This is a genomic window from Curvibacter microcysteis, assembly GCF_028649455.1.
GTDB classification, from domain to species: Bacteria; Pseudomonadota; Gammaproteobacteria; order Burkholderiales; family Burkholderiaceae_C; genus Curvibacter; species Curvibacter microcysteis.
In genome coordinates, this window is sequence record NZ_JAQSIO010000007.1 from 183,933 (window position 1) to 210,694 (window position 26,762).

Consider the following 26,762-nt stretch of genomic DNA (forward strand, 5'->3'; position numbering starts at 1 on the left):
GCTGATCGTGGTCATGGGGGCAACGATTCGGGAGTGTCACAAGAGCAAAAAGCAGGGTCTGAATGTCAAACCAGTTCTTTGAGAAACCGATTCTCAACTCGCCGTACGGGTATCCCGGTCGCCATTGGGAGCTTGACGGCACTGGGCAACCGACCCAGCAGATTGTCGAAACTCGCCGCCGCGCCGAGTTCATCACCCCGATCCCCAAGGCCAAGAAGCAAAAGGGCATCGCTAAGCAAGATGCCCTGTTGTTTGATGATGAGCTGTCTACGCAGAAGCAGGCCTACGACCACACTGCCGTCATCAACTCGGTGCGGCAAGAGGTGGACAAATGGCGTGCACTCAAGAATCCAGCCGACTGGCGCGTCACGCCCGAAACCGCGCGTCTGCTGCAACACTGGCGGCATCATCCGTTCAACAGCATCCGCCCGTTCTTTTGCCAAGTAGAGGCTGCCGAAACAATCATCTGGCTTACCGAAGTTGCCCCTCAAGTCGGCAAGATCGGCCAGGCCTTCCTTGACCATCTGGCCAATGCCAATAATGACGCCAACCCGGAACTGATGCGGTTGGCCTTGAAGCTGGCGACCGGTGCGGGCAAGACCACGGTGATGGCCATGATCATCGCGTGGCAGACCGTCAACGCTGTGCGCCGACCTGGCAGCAAGAAGTTCACGCGAGGCTTCCTCGTTGTTGCGCCCGGCTTGACCATCAAGGACCGTCTTCGCGTCTTGCAGCCCAACGATCCAGAGAGCTACTACGCCAGCCGGGAGCTGGTGCCCAGCGACATGCTGGATGACCTGAACCGGGCAAAGATCGTTATCACCAACTACCACGCGTTCAAACTGCGAGAGCGCATTGAGCTGTCGAAAGGCGGGCGCCTCTTGCTGCAAGGCCGGGGCGGCGATGAACTGAACACCCTCGAAACCGAAGGCCAGATGCTCCAGCGCGTCATGCCCGACCTGATGGGCATGACCAACGTGCTGGTCATCAATGACGAGGCCCACCACTGCTACCGCGAAAAGCCGGACGCAGAACTGGACGCGCTGAAGGGTGACGAGAAGAAAGAAGCCGACGAGAACAACGAAGCCGCCCGCATGTGGATCACCGGCTTGGAGGCAGTCAACCGCAAGTTGGGCGTCGCCAAGGTGGTTGACCTGTCGGCTACACCGTTCTTCCTCGCAGGGTCAGGTTACGTTGAAGGCACCTTGTTCCCTTGGACCATGAGCGACTTTTCGCTGATGGACGCCATCGAGTGCGGCATCGTCAAGCTGCCCCGTGTGCCCGTGGCTGACAACATCCCCGGCGGCGAGATGCCAAAGTTCCGTAACCTGTGGGAGCACATCCGCACCCGCATGCCAAAGAAGGGGCGGGGTGCTGCGAAGTCACTTGACCCCTTGAGCCTGCCGGTTGAGCTGCAAACGGCGCTTGAAGCCCTGTATGGTCATTACAAGAAGACCTTCGACTTGTGGCAAACCGCTGGCATCAAGGTGCCGCCTTGTTTCATCGTGGTGTGCAACAACACATCCACGTCCAAGCTGGTTTACGACTTCATCTCCGGCTTCAACCGCGAGAATGAAGATGGCAGTTCCACCCCAGTCCCTGGGCGGCTGGAACTGTTCCGCAACACCGACGAGTACGGCAACCCCTTCGGCCGCCCCCGCACGCTGCTGATCGACAGCGAGCAACTGGAGTCCGGCGACGCGCTGGACGACAGCTTCCGTGCCGCCGCCGGCCCAGAGATTGAGCAGTTCAAGCAAGAAGTCTTCGAGCGTGGCGGCGCCTTGGCCGACGAACTTCGCTCAGGTAAAGACTTCGACGACGCACGCCTGCTACGCGAAGTGATGAACACCGTGGGCAAGGCTGGCCGATTGGGCGACTCGATCCGTTGCGTAGTCTCCGTGTCCATGTTGACCGAGGGCTGGGACGCCAACACCGTCACCCACGTGCTGGGCGTTCGTGCCTTTGGCACCCAGTTGCTGTGCGAGCAGGTGATCGGCCGCGCCCTGCGCCGCCAGTCATACGACCTGAACGAGGAGGGCCTGTTCAACGTTGAATACGCCGACGTGCTGGGCATCCCGTTTGACTTCACAGCCAAGCCGGTGATCTCCAAACCCCAGCCGCCGCGTGAGACGGTGCAGGTGCGTGCACAGCCAGACCGTGCCGCGTTGGAGATTCAGTTCCCCCGCGTGCAGGGCTATCGGGTCGAGTTGCCCGATGAACGACTGACAGCGGAGTTCACGGCTGATTCCGTGTTGGTACTGACGCCTGACTTGGTGGGGCCGTCCATCACGCAGAACGCCGGCATCATTGGCGAAACCGTTGACCTCAGCCTTGACCACTTGGCTGACATGCGGCACTCCACCCTGCTGATGCACCTTACCAAGCGGCTGCTGATCAACCATTGGCGCGATCCGGGTGACGAACCCAAACTGCACTTGTTTGGTCAGCTCAAGCGCATCACCAAGGAATGGCTTGACACCTGCCTGGATTGCAAGGGCGACACCTACCCGGCACAGCTGATGTACCAGGAGCTGGCCGACGAGGCGTGCAACCGCATCACTGCCGCCATCACCAAGGCCGAGCAAGGCAACAAGCGCCCTATCAAAGCGGTGCTTGACCCGTATAACGCCACCGGCACTACCCGTTTTGTCAACTTCAACACCTCGAAGACTGAACGTTGGGAAACCAACGGCCCGCCACCCAAGTGCCATGTGAACTGGGTGATTCTTGACAGCGATTGGGAGGCTGAGTTCTGCCGTGTAGCCGAACGCCACCCGCGTGTGGTGGCCTACGTCAAGAACCACAACCTGGGCCTTGAGGTGCCGTACCGCTACGCATCGGAGACGCGCAAGTACAGGCCGGACTTCATCGTGCAGATCGACGACGGCCATGGCCCTGACGACCTGCTAAACCTCATCGTTGAGATTAAGGGCTACCGGGGCGAAGACGCCAAGGACAAGAAGCTGACCATGGACACCTACTGGGTGCCCGGCGTCAACAACCTCGGCGCTTACGGCCGCTGGGCCTTTGTCGAGTTCGTGGACGTGTACCAAATGCAGCATGACTTCGAGAAGAAGGTTGCAGCTGAGTTCGAGGCAATGATTCAGCAGGTGACTGGGCTGCGAACCCCAGATGTCACGAGCCACATCGAAGCTTCCGAAGACGCGCTGCGCGAAGAAACCGCAGCGATTCCATGGGTCCGGCCCGTCTTGGATTCTCTCTGGCGCAACGCCGCCACGAGGGAAGGTGCTGAGCTGAGATTGGGGGATATTGAAAAGGTGGCTGCGCAGAACCACGTCGATCCTGCGGACGTGGTCGCAATACTCGCGGCGCTCCGAGGCGAGGGCAAGGGCCGCTTCCAGATGACGTTGGTAGACGGCGAATTAGCGGCCCCCATCACCTTGCGTGACGCCATGCAGAAGCGGAAGCACGCAGAACGCGGCGCCGATGGCACTTCTTCCAATTGGGATGCATGGGCTTCTCAAGTTCGAGTGAGCTGGCTTGGCCAAGGCCTCAAAGAGGGCAAAAAATGAGCGACAGCACCCTGAAACGGCTGTGCGAAATTCTCGCGAAGCGTTGCCCCGAGACCATTGATCTATTGACTGCTGTGACCGAGGCAGAATTTGATGAAGCCTTTGCTCCTTGGCTTGCTCAGGCTATCCATGGCCTTGAGACAAACAGCAAAAACTTTGCTGCTCTAGGCGAAACAGGCTTGGTTGCTGCTCTGGCCATGGGCCTACGTATGCCTGGGCTGACCGTTATCCAGGAGGGCAATTCCAACGGGCACGTTGATCTAACGGTTTCCCTTGACCACAGCCACCCACAGCTGTTTTCGCTGGGTGAGGCCAAGGTCTACGACGGCCCCGAACTTCACAAGAAGGGCTTGGCGCAGTTGATGGAGCGATACATGACTGGCAGAGAGGCGCAATGCCTCATGTTGTCATTTGTTCAGAAAAAGGACATCGCCGGAATCGCTAAAAAGCTGCGAGATGACCTCGACGAATCCTTGCCCTCCTCGCAGCAAGGCAAGAGTGCTGCCATGCCCGCCAAGTGGGCATTCAAGACAACCCACAAGCATTCCAGTGGCGACCTCAGATCAGTCGCGCACTACAGCTGCAATCTCTTTAATCCCGTCGTAGGCGCTTCGTCTACGTCTGAGGCCTGAACCATGGCTACCAAGAAAAACACCCCGCTGAGCGTTGAAACGCTTAAGCACGAAGACGCCACCCGCAAGAACATCCCCACGGCCGAATACCAGTCGGTCATGAAGAAGGAGCAGCAGAGCCCGGTGCGTGTGCCGTACCCGCGTGAGCGCGAAGGCCGTAACCGCGATCTGGACCCGCAACTGGTTTGGCGCGGCAAGGACGAGCAGGATTGGTCAGACCTTGTTGTGCATGCGCCGCCGATGTACATCCAAGAAAAGGTACACCCCAAGGTCTTGATCGACGACCTGAAACGGCAGACCGAACGGGCACAAGGCGCCGACGCACCGCAGGTAGACATGTTTGCTGATTTCAATGGCCTGCCCAACGAAGACGCCAAGACCGAGTTCTATGCGCATGACGCGCATTGGGCCAATCGCATGATCTTGGGCGACAGCCTGGCTGTGATGGCGTCACTGGCCGAGCGCGAAGGGCTTCGCGGAAAGGTGCAAAGCATCTACTTCGATCCACCATATGGGATCAAGTTCAACAGTAACTTCCAGTGGAGTACGACCAGCCGGGATGTCACTGATGGCAAAGCCGGGCATATAACCCGTGAGCCGGAACAAGTGAAGGCATTTCGAGACACTTGGCGTGATGGCATCCACTCGTATCTGACGTATCTCCGAGATCGACTGACGGTTGCTCGTGATCTCTTGACGGATAGCGGGTCAATCTTTGTTCAGATTGGCGATGAGAACGTGCATCGCGTTCGAGCGGTGCTCGACGAAGTCTTTGGTTCCGAAAACTGCGCTGGATGCATAGTTTTTCAAAAGACGTCAAGTTCTACTGGTGATTTCTTGGGCCCGACTTTTGATTACCTTCTTTGGTATGCAAAGAGAAAAGGCTCAATGAAGTACCGAAAGCTGCTACAAAAGAAGGCACCAGGGCAAAAGGGTGGTACAGGCTACAAGAGCGTGCAAACTGCTGACCTTTTGAGAAGGCCACTCACTAAATCCGAGATTGAAGCACCAGATTTACTTTCTCCAGACGCGCGAATCTACTTTCGGGATAACCTAACTAGCCAAAGCGTGGGCCGAGAAAAGGGCGATGGCGCGGCGTCATGGTTCGGGGTTAATTTCGAGGGCAAGACCTACAAGCCATCCCTGAGCGTCCGCTGGAAGACCAATGAGCAGGGTTTCTCTCGTCTGCTGAAAGCCAACAGGGTCGAGGCAAGCTCAGGCGAAAATTTGGGCTATATCCGATTTTTGGATGACTATCCCGTATATGAGTTGACCGATATCTGGACCGACACATTAGGTCAAAACCAATTCGGGGGTCCAAAGACCTATGTCGTTCAGACCGCATTGTCAGCAATTGAACGCTGCGTGCTGATGACAACAGATCCTGGCGATTTGGTATTAGACCCAACCTGCGGATCTGGGTCGACGGCATATGTGGCTGAGCAGTGGGGCCGCCGTTGGATCACCATAGATACGTCTCGCGTCGCGCTTGCGCTGGCTCGGGCACGGATAATGGGTGCCCGATACCCTTACTATTTGTTGGCGGACAGTCGAGAAGGCGTCGCGAAGCAAGCGGTGCTTTCACACACGGCGCCGTCCCAAGCTGCAACGCGAAATAACATTCGGCACGGATTTGTCTATGAGCGCGTGCCACATGTCATGCTCAGTTCGATTGCGAAGAACTCTGAGATCGACGTGATATGGGAGCGGCATCAACCGCTTCTGGAGGCTGCTCTTGACGCTCTGAATGAAGCAGTGGGGATGACTTGGCAAGAATGGCAAGTGCCACGCGTGGTGGATAAAAAGTGGGCCAATTCAGTAGTCAAACTTCATGCAGATTTCTTGGCTCTACGGATCGCCCGCCAGCGAGAAATTGATGCGTCAATCTCTGCAAAGGCCGACTTTGAGCCGCTTTATGACTCCCCGTACGAAGACCGCAAGAAGGTACGTGTGGCTGGACCATTTACGGTCGAGAGCCTCTCGCCTCATCGAATGCTCAGCGTCGATGAAAACGATGAGCTAATTGATCCCAATGACCCCAAGGTAGCCGAACAGCAGGCCGAGTACAACGCCGCGAGAAGCTTTGTTCAAATCATCCTTGAAAATCTAAAGACTTCGGGTGTGCAGCAGGCACACAAAGAGGATCGGATATTGTTCACCTCGTTGGTGCCATGGCCTGGCGACCTCGTATGCGGAGAAGGTGTCTACGAGGACAGCACGGGCGAGAAGCGTGCGGCCATCTTCATCGGACCGGAGTTCGGCACGGTGTCGCGCCCAGATTTGGTGTCTGCCGCACGTGAGGCTGGCGACGCGGGCTTCGATGTTTTGATTGCCTGCGCGTTCAACTACGACGCGCACTCATCCGAGTTTGAGAAGCTGGGCCGTATACCGGTTCTGAAGGCACGCATGAACGCGGACCTGCACATGGCTGAAGACCTCAAGAACACAGGCAAGGGCAACTTGTTCGTGATCTTTGGCGAACCCGATATTGACATCCTTGACGCTGCCGAGGGCCGGGTTCGCGTCAAAGTCAACGGCGTGGACGTGTTCCACCCCAACACTGGCGAGGTGCGCAGCGACGGTGCCGACGGTATTGCCTGCTGGTTCATCGACACTGACTACAACGAAGAAAGTTTCTTCGTCCGCCATGCGTACTTCCTGGGTGCCAATGACCCTTACAAGGCGCTCAAGACCACGCTGAAGGCCGAGATCAATGAAGAAGCCTGGGCGACCTTGAACAGCGACACGTCTCGCCCATTCGACAAGCCGAAGTCTGGCCGCATTGCCGTGAAGGTGATTAATCACCTGGGAGATGAGGTGATGAAGGTGTTCAAGGTCTCATGATTTCGTCCAGCCCATTGCCAACACCAGCGGGTGGCACTGCTGCATCAGCAGACGTGGTGGCCGCAGGCTTGCCCATTCCGCCTATTGAGCGGATACGCATCTTCAGCGACAGCCAATGGGAGGATTTCGTTCTCGAATGGGCCGATTCGCTGCGCGATCAATACGGAACCGTCGAACGATGCGGTGGCGCTGGCGACATGGGGCGAGACATCATTGCCTTCGACAAGGCCGACCCGATGGTGTGGGATAACTACCAGTGCAAGCACTACAAAGCAGGCCTGGCGCCAGGCGACATATGGGTGGAGTTGGGGAAGCTGGTTTACTACACGCACACCAACGAGTACACGTACCCACGCAGGTACTTCTTTGTTGCGCCACAAGGGGCCGGAACCAAGCTTTCAAATCTGTTGCGCAAGGCTGACAAGCTCAAGGCACAACTGATCGACAACTGGGACAAGCACTGCAGGAACGGCATCACATCAACGGCCGTTGTTGAGCTGGATGCGACATTGCGCTCCTATCTTGATGGCCTGGATTTCTCGATCTTTGAGGCAGTGCCTCCACTGCGCATCATCGACCAGCACGCGAAGACGCGCTGGTACGCGACAAGGTTTGGTGGCGGTCTGCCCGCCCGGCCAAAGGTTGTAGCGCCTCCGGCAACCGTTGCGGCGCACGAGGTCACGTATGTGCGCAGCCTGTTGGATGCTTACGGCGATCATCTGAAGTGCGCTCTGCCAACGGTGGCTGACCTGGGGCCGCATGACGATGTTAGAGAACACTTCAACGACGCAAGGCTAGAGTTCTACAGCGCCGAAGCTCTACGCGCATTTTCTCGGGACACCTTGCCTCCTGGCGCTTTCGAGGAACTTCAGAGCGAGTTGCACGGCGGCATCAAGGATGAGATGCGAGGCGAGCATTCGGACGGATATCGGCGTGTGCTGTCGGTAGTCAAAACCGCCAAGCTGTTGCCCATCACTGACCACGCGCTCAAGGAACGCCTGTCTACCCATGACCGAGGGGGCATCTGTCACCAACTTGCCAATGACGGAAAGGTCAAGTGGGTCAAATGATCGAGTCGCCCGACACGAACGTATTACCGCCATTCAATGGACCGATTGAGATTGGTCTCCGAGCTCTCTCGCTGTTGAGCGAAGCGTTCCCTATTCCGTATTCGCTTCAAAGGCTGGTGGTCTCGGACTACTTGCTCGTGCACTCCGACGACATGCCGGGCGGTCCGCCGGGGCTGCATCCAAAGACACCACATCGAGGTGGCGAGCTATTGGTGCGCCGCGCCGCACTGGAACAAGGGTTGATGCTCTACCAGAGTCGAGGCCTGTTGGAGCGTCATTACACAGAGACGGGCGTGATGTTCACAGCGACGGAGCGAACCGCTAGTTTCCTGGATGCGTTGTCCTCGGACTATGCGGCCGAGCTTCGAGAGAGGGCTGTCTGGCTGGTGTCGTTATTCGGTGAAGTCACGGACGGAGAGCTTTTGAAGATTGCCAATTCACAGGTCGGTGAGTGGGGTGCAGAGTTCACGATGGAATCTGTGCTGAAAGTGGAGGACGCCGAATGGCAATAACAGGATTTCAAATCCGCCAATTGACTTTGGTCGGACGCGGCGTGCCGAACGCCGAAGTGCAGTTCCGAGAAGGCCTGAACGTTGTATCGGGCCCATCTGATACGGGCAAGACGTTCATCGTGCAGTGCATCGACTACATGCTGGGCGGAAAGGATGTGCCGGAGTCTATACCTGAGGCAGCTCAGTATGAGACCGTTCGGCTCTCCTTGAGCATGTCAGTCGATGATGACGAGGTTGTCTTGGAGCGTTCGATCCGAGGCGGCGACTTCAAGCTGGTCAGCGCGGGGAGGGCGGATCAACACCTTTCTGCAAAGCACAGTGCTACCGCCAAGGATTCTGTATCCCAGTACTTGCTCGGTTTGGCAGGGCTGGCGGAAAAGAAGGTCCGAACGAACAAGCAGGGCAAAACCCGTGATGTCAGCTTTCGAGATTTGGCTCGGCTGGTGCTCGTAGACGAAGAAACCGTTATCAGTAAAACGTCCCCCATTCTCACCGGACAGTACACAACTGGCACGGCGGAGAGTGCTGTTTTTCGTTTACTTCTGACGGGCGTTGATGACAGTTCATTGATCTCCAGTGAAGACCCCAAGGTTGCGAAAGGCAGGCAAGCTGGGAAAGTTGAGATGCTGGACTTGTTGCTGAATCAAACTAAGGGGCGGATGGCTGAGATGCAGTTGCCTGGCGACGTGCAAGCTTGGCAAGGCCAGTTGGCCGAGATCGAGACGCTGTTTGAAGCAGCCCAAAAGGAACTGGCTGTTGAGCAGCAGAATGCAGCACAACTTGAGGGGAAGCGCCGCGCAGAGTTAAGTGTGCTTCGCCAACTTGAGTCCCGATCGGGTGTGTTGCGAGAGTTGCAGCGCAGATTCGCTCTGCTGGAGCAGCAATACCTATCGGATCTCCGCCGCCTTGAAAGCATTGCGGAAGCTGGCACGCGCCTGGGCCAAATGAATGAAGAGCGGTGCCCGGTGTGCGGTGCGGCAGCGGAGCATCAAGAACATGATCATCAGAAGGCCTCTGCAGCGCCGGAGGACGTGGCGCAGTCCTGCCTTGCCGAGGCTGCCAAGATCAGATTGCTGATCTCAGATTTGCATGTGACGCGATCCGACAACGACCGCGAGATTACGAGACTTGAAGGCCTGACCTTGGATGCAAAGGAGCGGATTCGCACTGTGGCAACGCAGCTCTCTGAATTGCTGAAACCCCGCGTTGAAGTTGCCTTGCAGCGATTGCGTGAGAGCCAGACGCGTCGCGACACTTATCGACGTGCGCTTGAGCTACATGGCCGTGTGAATGAACTTCAGGGGCTGCTAGGGGAGCTTGGGCTTGCTGTTTCTGGGAAAGGAGCGGAACTAGAGTCGGCCCGTGTGCGCTCTGATGAAGCCGAGGCATTCAGCCAGGAGGTCGAATCGTTGTTGCGTGCCTGGCATTTTCCAGGCCTTGACCGAGTCACCTTTAGCGAGAGTGATCAAGACATCGTGATCTCTGGTCGGACGCGAGCCAGCCATGGCAAAGGTGTACGTGCCATTGCCCATGCGGCTTTCAATCTGGCATTGCTCAATTTCTGCGTCAAAGCCGAAAAGCCGCACCCGGGTTTTGCACTGATTGATTCCCCGCTTGTGGTTTACCGTGAACCTGACACGGACGAAGGTGGCTTCTCGCACGATGTGAAAGACGCGTTCTATCGGTCGATTGCTGAAGAGTTCCGTGCTTCCCAAGTAATCATCTTCGAGAACGAAGACCCGCCTTCGGACCTTGGTGCAGATGCAAACATCATCAGATTCACGGGCGCATCTCATGGACGCCAAGGGTTCATCCCTAAAAACGTCTGACCTAAGGGGAAATGCTTTGGAATTCCGGATCGCTGACACCTTCACCGACAGTCTCGCAAAACTCACAAGGGATGAGCAGAAGGCAGTAAAGACAACTGCGTTCGACTTGCAGCTGAACCCGGCTCATCCGAGCATGAGCTTGCACAAGATTGAGCAATCGAAAGACAAGAATTTCTGGTCAGTCAGGGTCAGCAGCGACATTCGCCTGATCGTGCACAAGACGGCCACCAGTTTCCTGCTCTGCTATGTCGATCACCACGATAAGGCCTACAAATGGGCCGAGCGTCGAAAGTTGGAAGTGCATCCCACGACAGGGGCGGCGCAGTGGGTCGAAATTCGAGAACGCTACGAAGAAGTCATTGTTCCCACCAGCGAGGAGGCAGCGGCGCCTGGAGGTGACAAACCGAAGGCATCCAAGCCATTGGGCGGTCCAAAGGCATTGTTGTTCGGCGGGCGCTCTGATGACGAGCTGTTGAGCTACGGTGTACCTCCCGAATGGCTGGCTGACGTTCGCAAAGTGGATGAGGACAGCCTTTTGGTGCTGGCCGACCACCTTCCCGCCGAGGCTGCCGAGGCCTTGTTGGAGCTGGCAACGGGTGGCGCCCCGAAGACAGTTGCTGCGATCCAACCGGGTGCCGATCCATTCAGCCACCCGGATGCACAGCGCCGATTCCGGGTCATGAAAGACGTGGAAGAACTAGAACGGGCGCTCGACTTCCCGTGGGAGAAGTGGACCGTCTTTCTTCACCCGGCGCAGCGGCAATGGGTTGAGCGCGACTACACCGGACCAGCGCGGATCTCCGGCTCGGCCGGTACTGGAAAAACCATCGTGGCACTGCATCGTGCGGTTCACTTGGCCCGCCAGAATGAAGATAGCCGGGTGTTGTTGGCGACTTTCTCTGAAACTTTGGCCAGTGCTTTGGCTACCAAGCTGCAAAACCTGATCAGCAACCAACCAAGGTTGGCCGAGAGGCTTGAAGTTCAGTCCATGTCGGCCATTGGCGCTCGCTTGTATGCGGCGCATTGGGGCAAGCCGAAACTTGCCTCCCATGCACAGATTGTTCGGGTCTTGCTTGACGCGGCGAAGGTCGACACAACCTTGAAGTTCGGCCAACGCTTTCTGCTGGGTGAGTGGAATGATCTTGTTGATGCTTGGCAGTTGAAGACGTGGGAGGCCTACAAGGACGTGAAGCGACTGGGGCGCAAGACTCGGCTTTCGGAGTCCCAGCGCATTGCCCTATGGGCTGTTTTCGAGCGAACGCAAGAAGCGTTGAAGCAGTCCGGACTGATCACGCATGCGGAGATGTTCAGCCGCCTGGCAGAGAAAGCCGCGACGCTGCCACATCAGCCCTTCGACTTCGTGGTGGTTGATGAAGCGCAGGATGTGAGCATCTCGCAGCTCAAATTTCTGGCAGCGGTCAGTACTAGCCGAGGGCAAGTTCGTCCGAACAGCTTGTTCTTTGCCGGTGACCTGGGGCAGCGAATCTTTCAGCAGCCGTTTTCATGGAAGTCGCTGGGTGTTGATATCCGTGGGCGGTCACGCACGTTGCACATCAACTACCGAACTTCGCATCAAATCCGAGCCCAAGCCGACCAATTGCTGGGACCAGATGTCACAGATGTGGATGGCAACAGCGAGGACCGTCGCGGCACGGTATCGGTCTTTAACGGACCTGCCCCTGACATTCGTTCGTTCAAGTCCGAGGTCGCGGAGTGCAAGGCGGTTACCGCTTGGATTCTTGATCGTGCGAAAGATGGATTGGCTCCGCACGAGATCGGTGTCTTCGTTCGCTCTGATGCGCAGATACCGCGGGCGGTGGCTGCTGTTACCGCTGCTGGTATTCCGTTCAACGTGTTGGACGAACATGTGGAAACAACCAACGGGCAAGCCAGTGTCTGCACCATGCACTTGGCAAAAGGTTTGGAGTTCCGCGCAGTGGTTGTGATGGCCTGCGACGACGAGGTGATCCCGTTGCAGGAACGCGTCGAGGCAGTCACGGACGACGCTGACATTGAAGAGGTCTACAACACCGAGCGCAACCTCCTTTACGTGGCTTGCACTCGGGCCCGGGATCGGCTGCTGGTGACGAGCGCCGACCCGGCTTCGGAGTTTCTGGAAGACCTGCGCGGGTGAAGGACGCAGTCGATGTGCTGCGTCCCCATCCCGTTACTCGTAAGTGTGATTCCAGCGGGTGTTGTACGGCAGCACCTGCTCAAGCGCCGCGATGGCGTCCCACTGGTAGTAGCTCTTGATCTTGCCGCGAACCACTACGACCCCAGTGGAGTGGTAGACCGTTACCTGCGCCCCGCAGTTCAGGTCAAAGATTGTGTCGTTCGGGTTGCGACGGATCTTGGTTACGAAGATCGTGGCGCGTTTGAGGTTGCGTTGCAGTTGGATTGCGTTCATGGGGAAAGTCCTTTCGAGAGTTGTTTGCCATCTGGCGTGCGGCCTTTACAGGACAGTCCTCGACAATGGATGTGGGGCCACAGAAGCCCCCAAGCGGCAATTTGGTGATCGTCAATGTGTATCAATGCAGTGAGGACAACACCATGCCAAGCAAGCTGTCGAAATGGGGTAATTCACTCGGCGTTCGCCTGCCAAGCTATGTCGCGGAGCGTGCGGGGCTCCGAAATGGCGACTACCTCTACATCACGCTAATGGACAGCGGTGACATCGTCATCCGGCCCGTGAAGCAGACGGACGTTCATCCTGGCTATGCGACAGCGGGAGAAGCTGAGGCCAAACCTTTGGCCGTTTTGTCTGACGAGGAGGTGCTCAAGGAGTGGTGATCTGATTGCGCCTCTGGTGCAAAGTCATACCGCGCTGGACAGCGGCGCAGGGCCTTGAGTACCGTATGGCTACGGCAAGCGCGTCGCACTTTGTGACAGCAAGCCGCACCGCCCAATACGCGGTCAGAAACCGCACTAAATACCAAAAGGCCACGGCTCACGTCGTGGCCTTTTGTCGTTTCTGGCCTGCGTGTTGGGATTACCTCAACTTTTTGGAGCCCGACATGACTGAGCAATTACCCGACGTAGAACCCGATCTGGACACCAGCGCCACCAACAACCCCATAGCCATGGAGGCCCCAGCATTGTTTGACTTGGGCGCCGTGGTGGCCACCCCGCCGGCTTTGCGCCTCATCGGCCAATATGGGGCTTCGATCACTCAACTGCTGAACTGGCACCAGACCGGGCAACGTTGGAACGAAATGGACCCCGATGACTGTGCTGCCAACTGGCGGGCGGTCTTTGACAAGGATGCGCGTGTGTTGACGTCGTTCAACCTGGGGACGGTGGAGGCACCGGCCGTTGTCTGGATCATCACGGAGTGGAGCCGTGAGGTCACGACGGTGTTGCTGCCGTCCTGCTATTGAACATGGCCGCGATGTCGCGCCACCGGCCCATGCGGGACATGCTGGCGGTATTGCCGAAGCTGGTCATTTCGTCTGCCGGTGAGGTGGACTACAGCGCCTCAAACCCTGCCGATTTGTCCGCGTTGGCAGAACATGCACAAGACACCATGCAGGTCGCCCAACTAGGGCTATCTGCGATTGGCTTGCTGCTGGTTCGTGCCGCGCCCGAAATGGACACTGGGGAGATATCCGGCGATGCCATTGAATCGCTGGGCTGGCTTATGGCCGAGTTGGGGGAATTGGCGGGCTGCTGCTTTGCGCTGGCGGCGTCATGTCGTGAGCACTTGGCTTATGCAGCCCCCAGGCCACCGTAGGCCACTTGCCGCCAAAGTTACCGCTAAACCATTCCGCCGTGCCGCGTTCGCGCCGCACGGTTTTTTTGTCGCTGCGTTCGTAGCGATAGCACGCACTTATCACTACCAAAATGACCACCAAAAAGCCGCATGCATCGGCTGGCACCAAATCGCCAGTATCAAGCGAAGAATCCTCCGTCAGCACCGCAGCCAAAACGGCAGAGAAGCCGCCGACTGGCTCCGTGGCTGGCTATGTCGCCTCTGCCAGCTCGAAAGCCACCAAGCGGGCCTATGCCAGCGATGTGCGCCATTTCATCCAGCATGGCGGGGCCATACCGGCAACACCGGCCATGGTGGCGGAGTACTTGGCGAAGTTTGCCCCAGCCATGAAAGTGGCGACGCTGGAGCGGCGCTGTGTGTCCATCGCACAGGCCCACCGTGACCAAGGGTTGAAGTCACCGACGCGGGCCGACGTGGTCGTGGCGACCATGAAAGGCATCCGCCGCCAGCACGGCACCCGCCAGCGTGCGGTGAAGCCGATCACCCGTGACGTGTTGCTGGAGATGCTGGCCGTGCTCGATCAGCAGAAGTCACACCCCACCAGGGCTGCCCGTGACAGGGCTTTGCTGCTGGTCGGCTTTGCTGGTGCGTTCCGCCGCGCTGAGCTGGTGGCCTTGCGCGTGGAGGACGTGACCTTCCATGAGACGCATGCTGAGGTGCTGCTTCGGTTCTCCAAGACCGATCAGTTCGGCAAGGGGCGCACGGTGTTCCTGCCGAAGGCGAGCGGCGAGCGATGCCCCATCCAGAGCCTGAGGGCATGGCTGGACGTGGCACGCATCGAAACCGGTTGGTTGTTCCGGTCAGTGACGAAGGGTGGCTCGATCTCACTGGAGCCACTTTCGGCGCAGTCAGTGGCCTTGATTGTGAAGCGTGCTGCCAAGGCCATGGGGCGTGAACCGGAGGAGTTTTCGGGCCATAGCCTTCGCGCAGGCTACGTGACCACGGCGGCGATGGCATCGCTGCCCACATGGCTCATCCGCGAGCAGACCGGGCACCGCAGCGATGCCGTGCTGGCGCGGTACATACGGCCAGTCGAGAAGCGGAAGATTCCTTCGCTGCTTTGATGCAGTCCGAAGTAGTTGCGTGCGGGGTCAGACCCAGCGCAGTGCGTCAGGGCGCCAAGTGGCCGTTGCCTGACTGCCAGCGTCGGCGACCTCCGTTGGCGGCCACAGCAGGTCGTCCAGCAGCGCCACGGTGTCACCCAGGCTGGCGGCTTCAATGCGGTTCTTGTTCAGAAAGGCCTGCCACTGCCTCAGCTTGGCGGTGTCTGCGCTGAACTGCTTGGTCAGGGCCAAGGGGCGCTCGATGGGCAGGGCGGTCTGACGCCGGGCAAAGGTTGCGGCGATGGCTGCGGCCAGCGTGGCACCATCCAGTTCTGTGCGCCTTGCTATTACCGCGAGGTCGAAGAAGTCCTTCATGCGGCTGTTCGCTTGTCCCAGCATCACCATGGCCTGGTACTTCTCGGCGATCACGGTGTAGACCGGATAGACCCGCAGCGTGGGGGCTGGGAAGTCGCCCAGCAAGGTGGGGTAAGCCACTGTTTGTGGCCCCGGCGTGACGGCATCACCGAAGCCCACGTCGATCTGCAGGGCACAGCGTGCGGAGCCGATGCGTGCCACCAGCGTGATGCGGGTGCCGCCGTAGGTGTTGTCCTCGCGAATGGCATCGGCCTTCACGGAGTCTGGGTCGAACACGATGCCGTCTACCAGCTCCATGGCGGCGATGTCGCGGAAGGTGGCGATCAGGTTTGCCTCATCGTCGGGGCCGAAGCCGAGCAAGTCGGCGTCTCTGGTCGGTCGGTGCGGGGTGTCATACCAGAGAGCAAAGAGCAACGCGCCCTTGAGCAAGAAGCGGTCGGCATGCGGTGAGATGCTGACGCGAGCCAGCAGGCGTTCCATGCCAAAGCGGTTCAGCAGCAGGCTGTAGTCGTCGCCGCGTTGCTTGGCGAGGGTCAGCAGTCGGGCCAGGATCGACGCGGAGAGGTTGCCGGTCATTGCGTCACCGCCTCTAGGTAGGGCTGCATGACACGTTCAACCCGGTTGATTTTGGCGAAGTGGCTCAGCTCGGCCATGGTGACTTTGCGGCTGCGCCAAGCGTCTTTCAGCGCCTCCAGTGCCACGTCCAGACCGATCTTGTTGCGGAACTTGAAGCAGTCGGTCACCGTCTTGGCGGCGCTGTACACGCGGATAGGGGCGCCGTGGTCGGTCACGGTCTCGATGCCGTCGCTGTAGGCGGTGCCGCGCAGGCGCGTGATGCGCAGCGTGGGGTAGCTCAGCACCGGGGTCTGGGTGCCTTCAGGCAGCGCAATCCACACTTCGTGCGGCAGCTGCGTGCCGATCTCATGGAATTGCAGCGCACTCAGAAGGCACAGCACGGCCTTGGGCACACGTTGGCAGACCTCGATCAGCGTCTGATGCTCGGTGACTTCGGCATCGGGTAGTCCGTATAGGCCACGGGCGAACCGTTGCAGCTTGCCAGCCTGATGCAGCCGGATCAGCAGCTGCGGTGACCAGCCGTGCTCGCGCACATCCGCCGCCCGCAGCACGCGCTGGTGCCGGGCCAGTTCTAGGATGTGGTTAGACTGGTTCATGAGTGGTGAGTTTAATATCCGCATTACTTTTGTTCAAGTGATGCGAAATTCAATCAGTTTCGTGCCGTGGTTTCACTGCTCGCCGATCTTGCGCATGGCCGCCGTGGCTTCTTCCATGGCGTTGCGAACCGGGGCGACGATCAATCGAGCGTAGACCTTGGTGGCTTCCGGGGTCTTGTGGTTCAGAACCCTGCCAATGATGGGCAGGCTGGTGCCGCTGCTGGCCAGCCAAGAGCCCAGCGTGCGGCGCAGGTCATGGATGTGCAGGTCACGCATCTCGTAGTGCTGCAAGTGCAGTCCGTGCTTCTCCGCCAACGGCGTGTAGCGTTCAATGGTCTGAACTGGGAAGTCGATGGCTTCTTCGAGGGCCAGTTGGTAATCGAAGGTCTTGGCCGTTGCCTTCTCCGCCAACGCCTCCACCAAACCCAACGCAGTGCCGCGGGCCAGCATGCGCTCCCAAGCTCCTCGTGGCTCCACCAAATGGCCGCTCTCGCCGGAACCAGGGAACACGAAAAGAGAATTGCTGCCTTGGGTAGCCTTCTTTCTTCGTTCCAGAACCTCGATGGCCTCAGGGGTCAGCAACACGGTCTGAGGCTCGCCGTTCTTGGTCATGGCGATTTGCCATTCCTTGCGTTCAAGGTGCACATCCGGCCACTGCATCGCCAGCACATTGCTGCGGCGTGCACCCGTGTACAGGGCGAGCTTGACGAAGTCACGCACCAGCTCGTTTGATTCGTGCTCCATGGCCAGCATGAGGCGGGGCATCTCGTCGGGGAGTACGAATCTTGAGCGGGACTTCTCCCTGTACTTGTCCATTCCCCGACAGGGATGGGGACCGTCGAAGTCCCCCCACTGGATGGCGCGGCTGTACATCGAGCTGATGAGCGCGATCACGCGGTTGGCCGTGGTCGGGATGTGGCCCATCTTTGCGTGATGGGAGATCAGCTGAGCACGCGTGATCTCCGACAGCCGCAGCCTCGCAAGGTTGACGCCGTACCTATCCGTGTCAATGTGGCGCTCGAACTTCTCGATGTCTTCCTTGTGGGACACCTTGCGGACGGATGAGTGGCGCTTGTAGTACTCCTTGAAGAAGTCGGCCAGCGTTATCTCGCTGCGTCGGGCTCGCATTGACTCGGCTGGATTGAGGTCCTGCGCGATGTCTGCATTCAGCGCCGCGACGGTCTTGCGGGCCTGCTCGATGGTCACATCTGGGTAGCGGCCGATCTTGACGCGCTCCGGTCGGCCTTGGATCTTGCGGTACAGCAGAAAACTCTTCCGGCCGGTCTTGCCGACACTGATCGCGAGTCCTTTGGTGTCTGTGTCGTAGAAGTAGGCCACGCCATCGGACGGCAGCGTCAGCCGGTCGAGGGCTCGCTTGGTAAAGTTCAGACGGTTGCTGGGGGTTGATTGGTCTTTGTGCATGCGGGAAATCTTGCTACGTAGTGGCTACGGAACCCGCGCCTTTTGTAGCAATAGATCGCACGTTTGCTACCGTGAGCATTCATTGAGGCCAGTCACGGTTTACCGAGTCTTGCCGTTTGAACCCGCAGGGCTGTTGAGGTTGTTAACGTCCGTTGTCTACAGAGGGCGACGAGTGGCGAAAAACAACAATAGCCGTAACCATGCTCATAATCCTTTGGTCGCGGGTTCAAGTCCCTCACGCCCTACCAAGCTGCATAAGGAAATCCTGCTATTTAAACGGTAGCAGGATTTTTGTTTTTTGGGGTCATGTAGCCACTGTGTAGCCAAAAAATTAGGGTTCTGGGGTGGTGTAGCCAAAGCGCTGCTCAACCCCAAGACCCTGAAGGCGCAAGGTACCAGGCGGACAGTCCCCGCCTGGTATCGGAAGTGCTCAGTCCTTGGCCGTCAATCGTTCGTTGCGATGGGCTTGGATGGCTGCGTAAAGTGCATTGGCATGCTCATGCGCTTTGGTGTGCTGGGCGGCTGGGATTTCTCCAAGCTGCACACCCTCAAAGCCACCGACATAGGCTGCCCCTCCCACATCGTCGTCGTAAGGGTTGCCCGATTCATCAATGGCCTCGTGATGATCCTTGGTCAAATCTGTGCCCAACAGTTGAGCAAGGTATAGCCATGTCCAGCATCGTGTGAGGTCCCTGGTGTCGTAGCACTCGATCAGGTGTCGCATGGCTTCAGTGTTTCCATGCTCGGCAGCTCTGGTCCACCATGCCTTTGCATCGTCATGGCGATCCAAGTTCTCGGCTACGCGGGCAGCATGGAGAGAATGGCTGACCCGCGATAGATCTTGTGAGGTCTCGTAAAAAGTAGTGTCCTCAAAATGCTCGGCCATGAGAAGCAAGGCCCTGCTGTGTCCCAATGCGCCCGCTGAGCGCAAGTGATGTTCGAAGGCCGTTCTCCTATCGCGTGTGATCCGGTAGCTCTGCGCCCACTCCTTCTCTACTGCGCTGAGGGTTCTGCCCTCCGATTCTTGTTGAGCCCAATACCAGCCGCTTTGGTCGCTTTCTTCATCGTCAAATGACTCGGGGTTCAATAGGAGTGCCAATCCAAAATGGGCCTCCGCGCTTCCTCTTTCGGCGGCAGCTTTGAGTCCTGACATGAGTAACGCGTCCTCCCGCCAGAGCTCTGGCCCGTCGTAAGTGGAGTGAGCTGAGTAGGTGTCTTCCTCTTCGTCATCGTCTGTTTCTGGCGAGTCTTCGTAGATCGCTGCAACAAGCTCCGAGATCCTGACCACACTGATGTTTTGGTCCCGCAGATATTGGGGGAGGAGTGCGGCGATTGAAAGCGCGTTTTCAGGTGCGTAGCCTAGATCTAGGCTACGAGCCCCGATGGCTTCAGTGGATGGTGTTTGGTCTCGGCCAACTCGGGCAAACACATGATTGGCACAAAAGGATGCGTAGGTTTTGAACTCATACGCAGATGCCATCAACTCGTAGACATGACTGAGTTTGAGGGCGAGGCCTGATTGGCTCTGAAGGGCTTGCCGTGCGGCGAATGCGAGCTGTTTGATCGTCATGGTGGACTTCTCCCAATGCCTCATCAGTCCGGGGAAGCGCACGCGTTTAAGACCCCGAAAGACAAGGCTTTGAAGAGTAGGTCTGTCTGGAAATGACGGTCAATATCGAGAGGCCTTTTTTTACTCGCGTGCAAGTATGGTGGGCACCAGCCTTAATTCTAGCATCGCTTTCTGCTTTGCATGGAGCTTCTCAGCAAGAGCAGCAAGAGAAGCGATTGCCGTGATTTGGGGATTCGGTTTGGTGCTCCCCGTACAGTTATTGACACAAGTCCAAGGCGCCGCAGGCGTTGCCTGCTCTGCAATGGAAACGTCCCCATGGGCACCTTTCCATGGGGACCGCACGATCTCCCAGGTGTGGCGGGTGGATTCGACCAGCCAATGCACGGTGCGCTGCGCACCTACCCATGGATAGGTTTCCAATGGGGTGGTTTCCAGTGAGTGGGTTTCGACCCCAATCGGGCGGGGCGTGGCCTCATCGCCATAGCGGCCCAGCTTCTCGGGCTGCACCATGGCGAGGGTGATGGCGGCAGCTCTGCCGCAGGTGGGGCCACCCTGGGCCATGCAGTACCGGTCCCAGGCCACGCAGGCGGATTCGTGACCGTCGATCTGGGCCATCTTGTTGACGGCCTCATGGGCTTGCTTCAGGTGTGCAGGGACGCCCCCAGGCAGGGCGGGAATGCGGCGCAGTTCGCGCCACACGCCCACGGGCGCCCCGCCGATTTGTTGAAACTGCCGAATGCCCCAAGTGCTGGCCCAGGCCTCGACACGCTGGGCGGTTTCAGTGGCGGGCTTGCCATTGAAGTCATTGCCGACTTGGTGGCCGTCGATGTTCTTGGCAACGTACTTGGCGATGTACCCAGCGGCAGAGCCCTTGGCCCAATCAATCGACTTGAAGTCGCAGCGATGTTGGGCCGCACCTCGTTCATCGGGACTGTCTTTGAGCGCGTGGCGGCGGATGGTGTCGCGCAAGGCCTGTACATGGTCTGCCTCGCAGAACAAGAGCAAATGCCAATGAGGGGTGCCATCGTGTTGTGGCTCCGCGATCCGGAAGCCATAGACCGCTATGTCTTGGCGCTTCAGTGAGGCCCTAATGCAGGCCCACACCTGGGCCAAGTGGCGTTGAGCCGTTGCAGGCGTTTCTAGTGGGTCATAGAGGGGGTTCTCAATGACCTTCTGCCCATGGTTCACAGTGCGCCAGCGATGAAAGCGGCTGGGGCAGGTGAGGGTGATGAACTCGCCTGCATGGTCAAGGTGTCGGGCAATGCGTTCAAAGCCACTGATGCGCGTCATCAGCTCGGCGCGGCGGTTGCTTTTGTTGACGGTGCTGGTCGCTGCCAGCTCGGCCAGGGTGTATTCCTGTCCCAGCTCGTTGCGGGCTAGGGTGCTCTCCAGGGTCTCGGCGTTGCGGGCGTTTTGTTGCTGTCGTGCGCAGAAGCGCTCTTCACTGACATAGAGGTCTGCACTTCGGTTGACCCGCCCAATGCGGATGGCTGATGCCTCAACGATTTGCGCGTGTTGCTTGCGCAGCTTGCGGCGCCACCACTGGGCACAACCCATGCGGGCAATGGCGGGCCCGTCTTTGTGGTGATCCCCTGGGGGTGTGATGTGATGCCCCAGGCAGATGCGCGCCATGGCGGCGCGCAGGTCGGCAGCGTTGAGATACAGCTCGGCTCGGGAGAAGCATCGCTTTGCCAATATTGCAGCGGCTTCGCAAAGGGTGGAGTCGCTGGCGTCCAGGGGGATGCGGACTAGCAGCAGAGATTCTGTGGTGGTGCGCAGCTCCACATTGGCTGCGCGGTAGTCGGTGGCCTGGTGGTACTGCCAGCGGGCTATCAAGTCATCGGCCCAGCTTTTGGGCAGCGAGTTCACCCGGCTTTGCGTCCACTCAGCATCTGAGGGCATGCGCTGGAGCATGGTCAGCGCGTGAGGTTGGCCGCGAAGAGGGGCGGGGTCTGAGGGATCAGACCTTCAGTCGATGATGTGAGGTACGCCCCCAGCATCAAGCCACCGCGTCCAGTTGCAGCACGCGGCGTAGCTCACGCACCGGCCAAGCCAGTCGCCCATTGACCCGGATGGGCAGCAGCGGGCCGTTTTGGCGCATGGCCCAGATGCGCAGGGTTTGCTGGGCGCGGTTGAGGTGGACGGCCGCTTCTGGGGTGGGCAGGTGGGCGCGGGTCTCTTGCTGGAGTGGGGTGATGTGAGTCGTGTTGTTAGCCATTTGTCACCGCTGGGGTGTGTTCAATATGGCTACGAACTGTTAGGGCGGTACCCGGGTACCGGTCAAAAGCGGAACCCCTTCCGCTTCTAACACCCTGTCAATAAAGGACTTTTTTTGAAGGGGCGGAACCCCTTTCGGGTGATCGAAAAGGGGTGCCGCCTATCGCTTCGCCAGGTCAAAGACGCTGGAGGGGGCTTTGGCTTGCCCGGCCTTGTGCTTGGTGCCCGCTGCGCTGCTCTTTAATTCGCGCAGCTTGCTTCTCACCAGGCCGTCAGAAATACCGAAGTGTTCCGCTGCTTTTTTGGTGCCCTGCCGGGCGTGGTACGCAGCCAACTCAGCCAGCTTTTCAGCAGTCCAGAACTTGGTTTGGCCCTTGGGCGTTTTCTCTCCGGTGCTGATCGTTGGCGTGGGTGCCTGTGCCGATGGGCTTTGTGTCGATGCCGGGGCGTGTTGGGCTTTGTGGTTGCGAATCCGGACCCGCAGTTCCAATTCAGAGGGCGGTTGAATGACGCCTGACTCTTCGGCCCATTGAATGACCGCAATCGGTCTGAGGCGTGGCTGACTCATGGCCGCGGCGCGGCGGGCCAGCTCGTAGACCTCTTCGTAACGATCCAGAAACGCGGAGCGAGGGAGCAGGGCCGGGAGTAGGAGCTGGGCTGTTTCTGCCGCACGGTCCTTCTTCACAGCAGCAGGGGTTAAGACCTTGGGGCTCTTGCTCAGCAGCAGCGCAATGGCTTCGTCAAAGGTCCAATACTCCATCATCGACCAGAAGTCGTAATCAGGCGTGGCTGAGGGGCGGTTGTAAAACCGACTGGCCTCTTGCTTCGCCGCTTTGGCGGCGGCTTGGGCTTTTCTTTGCTGCTCTTGACTGATCTGCGCGAGCTGGACTTGCTTCTTGTGATCGGCGCAGGCGGCTTGCCATTCTTGTTCTGGCAGGGTCAGAAGTCTCTGGCGTTCTGCTTCCCAGGTCTGCTCTTGTGCTGTGGCAGGGGTGTCGGCTTGGGGCTTAAGAACACTGCTGAGCGCCTGGTGGATCTTCATCAGGGGAAACTTGCGGATCAGTATTTGCTCGACGAGCTTGATTCGCTCTTGCCCGCCAGGGGTTGAAGATGGCGGGCCCACAACTTTGCGGCTCATGTACTGTGACCTAAGGAGGTGTGTTTAAGGGGGCTATCCTAAGGGTGGATGTCTTGGGGGGAGTTTGACGGTAGGGCCAGGCGAGAGTCTTAAACTGGAGCAGGACGAAGTTTGGGCGCAAGTTTGCATGCCGGTTAGAGGTCGTTGGAGCGGGCCTGCGATCGCCCCACTGCTATTGACCAGTTGGGGGAATCGCACGGCGGCAGTGCGGTACCTAGCGTGCCGGTTGACGTACCGACATCGACACGCGATACATGTTGCGGATGCAACCATCTGTATGGCACCGCGTGGTGTGCGTACTGCCAAGTCGTAAAGCCAAACGCATTACAGAAGTACTACAAGGCGAAACAACGACGTATCAAGGATTGTGTTGATGGCTCAAAATTGAAAAAGGACAACAAATCGCCGTAGCGAGCAATTGGCCTGCTGCGGCGATAGTGACAGCGGAGAAGCCTGAATTGCTGTTACCATCAGTATTAAAACAAAGATCTAGCTTTTATCTTGCTGATCATTATATTGTTTGCTCTGTTGTGCGCAAGACTTATTTAACACTAATGCAGGAAAACATGAAAATAACTCGAGTAAAAGTTGAGGGCCTATTTGGTGTCTTTGATCATGACATACCATTAAATATTGCTGGTGGTATTACAATAGTCATTGGCGAGAATGGCCTTGGTAAAACGGTGGTACTTGAATCGATAAATGCATTTTTTGGTGGGAATTTTAATTTCTTTGCAACATTAGTTTTTAATAAATTTTCGTTTTATTTTGAAACAAATGAATGCTGGCATTTAACGAAAAATAGATCAGGTGGCCAAGAAGAGCTGTTTATTGCTAGAGAATTCTCTGACAAATCTCCTCAGAAACCCAAAAAAGAAAAGATTTTTCGTCAAGCATCAGATAGTCGAGACGCACGCCTCTTAGTTCGAGATAACGCTAGAAGGTATGATCTATTGCATAGACAGATGCTAATGGAAGGTATGACGGCTTCTGGTGATATTCGTAGATATATGATCGAACGAGAATATATGGATCGTATGCTCCATGAGCATGAGTATGAGCGTGATAATGTGAAGCCGCCAAAATGGCTTACTGAAGGCATTAAAAAAATCAAGGTTAGTTTAATTGAGACTCAACGAATCATTTCTCCAAAAGAGATTGGTGGAGAAGCTTATGTAAGTACAGTTAAGTACTGTTCTGGCGAGCTAAAGGAGTTTATTTTAAAGGCTATAAAGGACTCTTCTGATATTTCAGCAGGGCTTGATAGTACCTATCCCAGTAGATTGATGGATAAACTTGGTGAAGGAAGACTTGGCTATAGTTATGATGAGTTAAATTCCGAACTGGCAGCCCTAGATGAAAAACGGAAAAATTTGTCCTCGGCTGGACTGGTATTGGATTCTCAGGCCACAGTTCTTCCCAAAATTGAAGAAAATAGAGATAATTTAATAACCTTGCTAAAATTATACATTGATGATAGTTATGATAAACTAAAGCCATATGATGATTTGTTGCAGAAAATAACCCTTCTTCGAGCCATCATTAATAAGCGGTTCAAACATAAAAAATTAGAAATAAATAAGACTGAAGGTTTTGTGTTTCGTTCAACAGTTATTAAGGAAAAAGACGAGTTTGTCAAGATTTCACCATCCAAGCTCTCTTCTGGCGAACAGCATGAGTTAGTTTTATTTTACAAGTTGATATTTAAATCAAACAAAGACGATCTGATTCTGATTGATGAACCAGAATTATCTCTCCATATTTCCTGGCAAAATAAATTTATCGCAGATCTTAAAGATGTCGCTCTTCTTAACTCCTTCTCTGCAGTTATAGCCACGCACTCTCCTGATATCATTTCCGAGAATTGGGATATAAAGGTTGAGTTGATGGGGGTTGAGTAATGGAGCGAGATATCACTGCCTCTCGAATTGCGAATGCTATCATGCAGGAGGGTAATTTTGAGGGGGGAGTATATATTTTATTGGAGGGCATTAAAGATGTTAGGCTTTACAGCCGGTTCTTTGATGAGAAATCAACTAGAATTAGGCAGACATACGGAAAATATAAACAGCGAGAAGTTTATAGAATTCTCACAGAGAGAAATTTTGCGTCTAAGCTTGGTGTTCGTGACTCGGACTTTCTAAAGGTCAGAGGTAATGCAAAGTTTGATCTCAATTATTCGGATGATATTTTTATAACAGATGGTCATGACTCTGAAGTTATGATTTTAAATAGTGACGCACTAAGCAAATATTTGCTAGCCGTTTCCTCCGAGGAAAAAATTGAAAATTTCGAAAAGAAAATTGGCTCTGACATACGAACGTATATTTTTAAGCTTGCGGAACCAATGGGCTATTTGAGATATGCTAATAAAAAATTTAAACTTGGTCTTTCATTTAAGCCGGAGTACCCGGAGGGTAATAAGATAAAATTTAAGAAATTTATTTGTGAAAAGAATTTGATTTATCTCGGTCATGAGCAAATGGTTCGCGCTGTTTGTGACTATTCAAAAAATCGTGGCCAACAAGTTAGCTCTTGTGAGGAAATAATTCGTAAATTGGTTGAGGTCTCGGATTTAAAAATACCACTTTCTGATTTGGTTAACGGGCATGACCTTTCTGAGATTCTTTCTTTGATTTTAGTTAAAGGATTGAAGAGTGAAAGCAACCTGGCAAGGGGGCAGGATGTGGTGGAAAGTGCCCTGGCGCTATCCTATGAACTGAGATACTTTAAAAAATCAACGTTATTCGTCAATATACAAAAGTGGGCTAATGCAAGCGGGCTTGAAATATTTCAAAACTAGTTCCTTTCATGCCTTTTGCATCAATGTTTACTCGGCGATGAGATATTGTTGGATTTTCATTGCAAAAGTCTTTTAAATAAAATGACTACTCAAGATCATTCGAGGCAACCCAATGAGTTCAAGGACTGATTTGAAATCTAAACCAAAAGTCCTAATCAGCCTTTCTGCAACGTCCCTTCTCAAGACGTGTGGTCGCGCTTGGATCCGCTAATACTGCCCAAAAACCGAAGGTTTGCGGTTGAGACGAGGTGTGAAGCCGAAATCAGTACATAAGCACGCCAAGGCGAAACAGCGACGTATCAAGGGCTGTTTTGGCGGCTCTAAATTGGGCGCTCAAAGCGCGATCCCGAAGGGTAGTTTGGATATTTTGGATTTTTCGATGTCATTCTTACTATCTGAAAGAAATGTTCTCCTTGCTGTCAAAGACATTGGCCTCACAGTTGCGGATCACCTTGAAAAATGGGGTGTGAGTCCTTTGCAAATTTGAGCAAAGCAAGCGCTCTTGATATTTTTCAAAAGCATCCTTTATTGGTGAATCAACGCGTTGGGAAAATGGTCAACAGGTTTATGCAGCCATTCAGGCTGCCATCACTCTTGCACAATCTCATAAGGCGTAAATTTCTAAAATTTTGTCGCAGCCGACCCTGCTGCTGCGGCTGAACTCAGAGCGTTAGTGATTTAGATGTCTGTTTGGGGTGTTGCTGGTACTGGTGAATGGAGGCAGATAGGCATCCGACCCAGCGCGCGTGTCTCGATGAAGTCTTCGAGTGCCGACTGACGGCTTCATTGTCTGAAGCAGTCACCAGCGGAAACTCATCAAATGACGGCTTCTG

Annotated in this window: 22 protein-coding genes; 14 read left to right on the forward strand and 8 right to left on the reverse strand. The window is 56.2% G+C overall.

Annotated features, from left to right (window positions below; all coding sequences use genetic code 11):
- Positions 1-62: 62 nt before the first annotated feature.
- Genes PSQ39_RS17370 through PSQ39_RS17400 form a run of 7 tightly spaced genes read left to right on the forward strand, consistent with a single transcriptional unit; the run spans position 63 to position 12,554 of the window.
- Positions 63-3,533: a BPTD_3080 family restriction endonuclease gene (locus tag PSQ39_RS17370; protein WP_273928163.1), complete on the forward strand. Its 3,471-nt coding sequence runs from the start codon at positions 63-65 to the stop codon at positions 3,531-3,533.
- Entirely contained in the window at positions 3,530-4,165 is a 636-nt protein-coding gene (locus PSQ39_RS17375; protein WP_273928164.1) for a hypothetical protein, read from the forward strand. Before PSQ39_RS17370 ends, PSQ39_RS17375 begins: the two co-directional genes overlap by 4 nt.
- A gap of 3 nt (positions 4,166-4,168) precedes the next feature.
- Entirely contained in the window at positions 4,169-7,009 is a 2,841-nt protein-coding gene (locus PSQ39_RS17380; RefSeq protein WP_273928165.1) for a site-specific DNA-methyltransferase, read from the forward strand.
- Entirely contained in the window at positions 7,006-8,079 is a 1,074-nt protein-coding gene (locus PSQ39_RS17385; protein ID WP_273928166.1) for an ABC-three component system protein, read from the forward strand. Before PSQ39_RS17380 ends, PSQ39_RS17385 begins: the two co-directional genes overlap by 4 nt.
- On the forward strand, positions 8,076-8,591 hold the full coding sequence (locus PSQ39_RS17390; protein ID WP_273928167.1) for an ABC-three component system middle component 2: 516 nt from the start codon (positions 8,076-8,078) through the stop codon (positions 8,589-8,591). The genes PSQ39_RS17385 and PSQ39_RS17390 overlap by 4 nt, the downstream gene beginning before the upstream one ends.
- Positions 8,582-10,420 carry an AAA family ATPase gene (locus PSQ39_RS17395; RefSeq protein WP_273928168.1) on the forward strand — a complete coding sequence of 613 codons (1,839 nt, stop codon included), beginning with the start codon at positions 8,582-8,584 and terminating at the stop codon, positions 10,418-10,420. Before PSQ39_RS17390 ends, PSQ39_RS17395 begins: the two co-directional genes overlap by 10 nt.
- Before the next feature lie 16 nt (positions 10,421-10,436).
- Positions 10,437-12,554 (forward strand): UvrD-helicase domain-containing protein, encoded by a 2,118-nt coding sequence (locus PSQ39_RS17400; RefSeq protein WP_273928169.1) that lies wholly within the window; start codon positions 10,437-10,439, stop codon positions 12,552-12,554.
- Between the two features lie 33 nt (positions 12,555-12,587).
- On the opposite strand, the gene PSQ39_RS17405 is transcribed toward PSQ39_RS17400, so the two are convergent.
- Positions 12,588-12,827: a hypothetical protein gene (locus PSQ39_RS17405; RefSeq protein WP_273928171.1), complete on the reverse strand. Its 240-nt coding sequence runs from the start codon at positions 12,825-12,827 to the stop codon at positions 12,588-12,590.
- Positions 12,828-12,970: 143 nt separating this feature from the next.
- Here PSQ39_RS17405 and PSQ39_RS17410 point away from each other — a divergent pair, with 143 nt between their 5' ends.
- From PSQ39_RS17410 to PSQ39_RS17425, 4 genes are all read left to right on the forward strand, one after another.
- Positions 12,971-13,210 (forward strand): AbrB/MazE/SpoVT family DNA-binding domain-containing protein, encoded by a 240-nt coding sequence (locus PSQ39_RS17410; protein WP_273928173.1) that lies wholly within the window; start codon positions 12,971-12,973, stop codon positions 13,208-13,210.
- A 224-nt stretch (positions 13,211-13,434) separates the two neighbouring features.
- Positions 13,435-13,797: a hypothetical protein gene (locus tag PSQ39_RS17415; protein WP_273928176.1), complete on the forward strand. Its 363-nt coding sequence runs from the start codon at positions 13,435-13,437 to the stop codon at positions 13,795-13,797.
- A 2-nt stretch (positions 13,798-13,799) separates the two neighbouring features.
- On the forward strand, positions 13,800-14,150 hold the full coding sequence (locus PSQ39_RS17420; RefSeq protein WP_273928178.1) for a hypothetical protein: 351 nt from the start codon (positions 13,800-13,802) through the stop codon (positions 14,148-14,150).
- 110 nt (positions 14,151-14,260) lie between these two features.
- A complete protein-coding gene (locus PSQ39_RS17425; protein WP_273928179.1) occupies positions 14,261-15,253 on the forward strand; it encodes a site-specific integrase in 993 nt (330 codons plus the stop codon).
- A 27-nt stretch (positions 15,254-15,280) separates the two neighbouring features.
- Here PSQ39_RS17425 and PSQ39_RS17430 read toward each other — a convergent pair whose 3' ends face one another.
- The 7 genes from PSQ39_RS17430 to PSQ39_RS17460 all read right to left on the reverse strand — a co-directional run bounded on the left by PSQ39_RS17430 (position 15,281) and on the right by PSQ39_RS17460 (position 23,126).
- Positions 15,281-16,183: a nucleotidyl transferase AbiEii/AbiGii toxin family protein gene (locus PSQ39_RS17430; RefSeq protein WP_273928181.1), complete on the reverse strand. Its 903-nt coding sequence runs from the start codon at positions 16,181-16,183 to the stop codon at positions 15,281-15,283.
- Entirely contained in the window at positions 16,180-16,779 is a 600-nt protein-coding gene (locus tag PSQ39_RS17435) for a type IV toxin-antitoxin system AbiEi family antitoxin domain-containing protein (protein WP_273928183.1), read from the reverse strand. Before PSQ39_RS17435 ends, PSQ39_RS17430 begins: the two co-directional genes overlap by 4 nt.
- A gap of 72 nt (positions 16,780-16,851) precedes the next feature.
- Positions 16,852-18,201 carry a tyrosine-type recombinase/integrase gene (locus PSQ39_RS17440; RefSeq protein WP_273928184.1) on the reverse strand — a complete coding sequence of 450 codons (1,350 nt, stop codon included), beginning with the start codon at positions 18,199-18,201 and terminating at the stop codon, positions 16,852-16,854.
- Positions 18,202-18,631: 430 nt separating this feature from the next.
- Complete coding sequence (locus PSQ39_RS17445) at positions 18,632-19,771, reverse strand: hypothetical protein (RefSeq protein WP_273928186.1); 1,140 nt, start codon at positions 19,769-19,771, stop codon at positions 18,632-18,634.
- 120 nt (positions 19,772-19,891) lie between these two features.
- A complete protein-coding gene (locus PSQ39_RS17450; RefSeq protein WP_273928192.1) occupies positions 19,892-21,640 on the reverse strand; it encodes a replication endonuclease in 1,749 nt (582 codons plus the stop codon).
- A 130-nt stretch (positions 21,641-21,770) separates the two neighbouring features.
- Positions 21,771-21,989, reverse strand: a complete 219-nt coding sequence (locus PSQ39_RS17455) for a DNA-binding protein (RefSeq protein WP_273928194.1) — start codon at positions 21,987-21,989, stop codon at positions 21,771-21,773.
- A 159-nt stretch (positions 21,990-22,148) separates the two neighbouring features.
- Positions 22,149-23,126, reverse strand: coding sequence for a hypothetical protein (locus tag PSQ39_RS17460; RefSeq protein ID WP_273928196.1), 978 nt, complete (start codon positions 23,124-23,126; stop codon positions 22,149-22,151).
- 566 nt (positions 23,127-23,692) lie between these two features.
- On the opposite strand from PSQ39_RS17460, the gene PSQ39_RS17465 reads away from it, so the two are divergent.
- The 3 genes from PSQ39_RS17465 (at position 23,693) to PSQ39_RS17475 (ending at position 26,416) form a co-directional block, all read left to right on the forward strand.
- Complete coding sequence (locus PSQ39_RS17465) at positions 23,693-25,027, forward strand: AAA family ATPase (protein ID WP_273928197.1); 1,335 nt, start codon at positions 23,693-23,695, stop codon at positions 25,025-25,027.
- Positions 25,027-25,929 (forward strand): DUF4435 domain-containing protein, encoded by a 903-nt coding sequence (locus PSQ39_RS17470; RefSeq protein WP_273928199.1) that lies wholly within the window; start codon positions 25,027-25,029, stop codon positions 25,927-25,929. Before PSQ39_RS17465 ends, PSQ39_RS17470 begins: the two co-directional genes overlap by 1 nt.
- Positions 25,930-26,179: 250 nt before the next feature.
- Positions 26,180-26,416, forward strand: a complete 237-nt coding sequence (locus PSQ39_RS17475; protein ID WP_273928201.1) for a hypothetical protein — start codon at positions 26,180-26,182, stop codon at positions 26,414-26,416.
- The last annotated feature ends 346 nt before the right edge of the window (positions 26,417-26,762 follow it).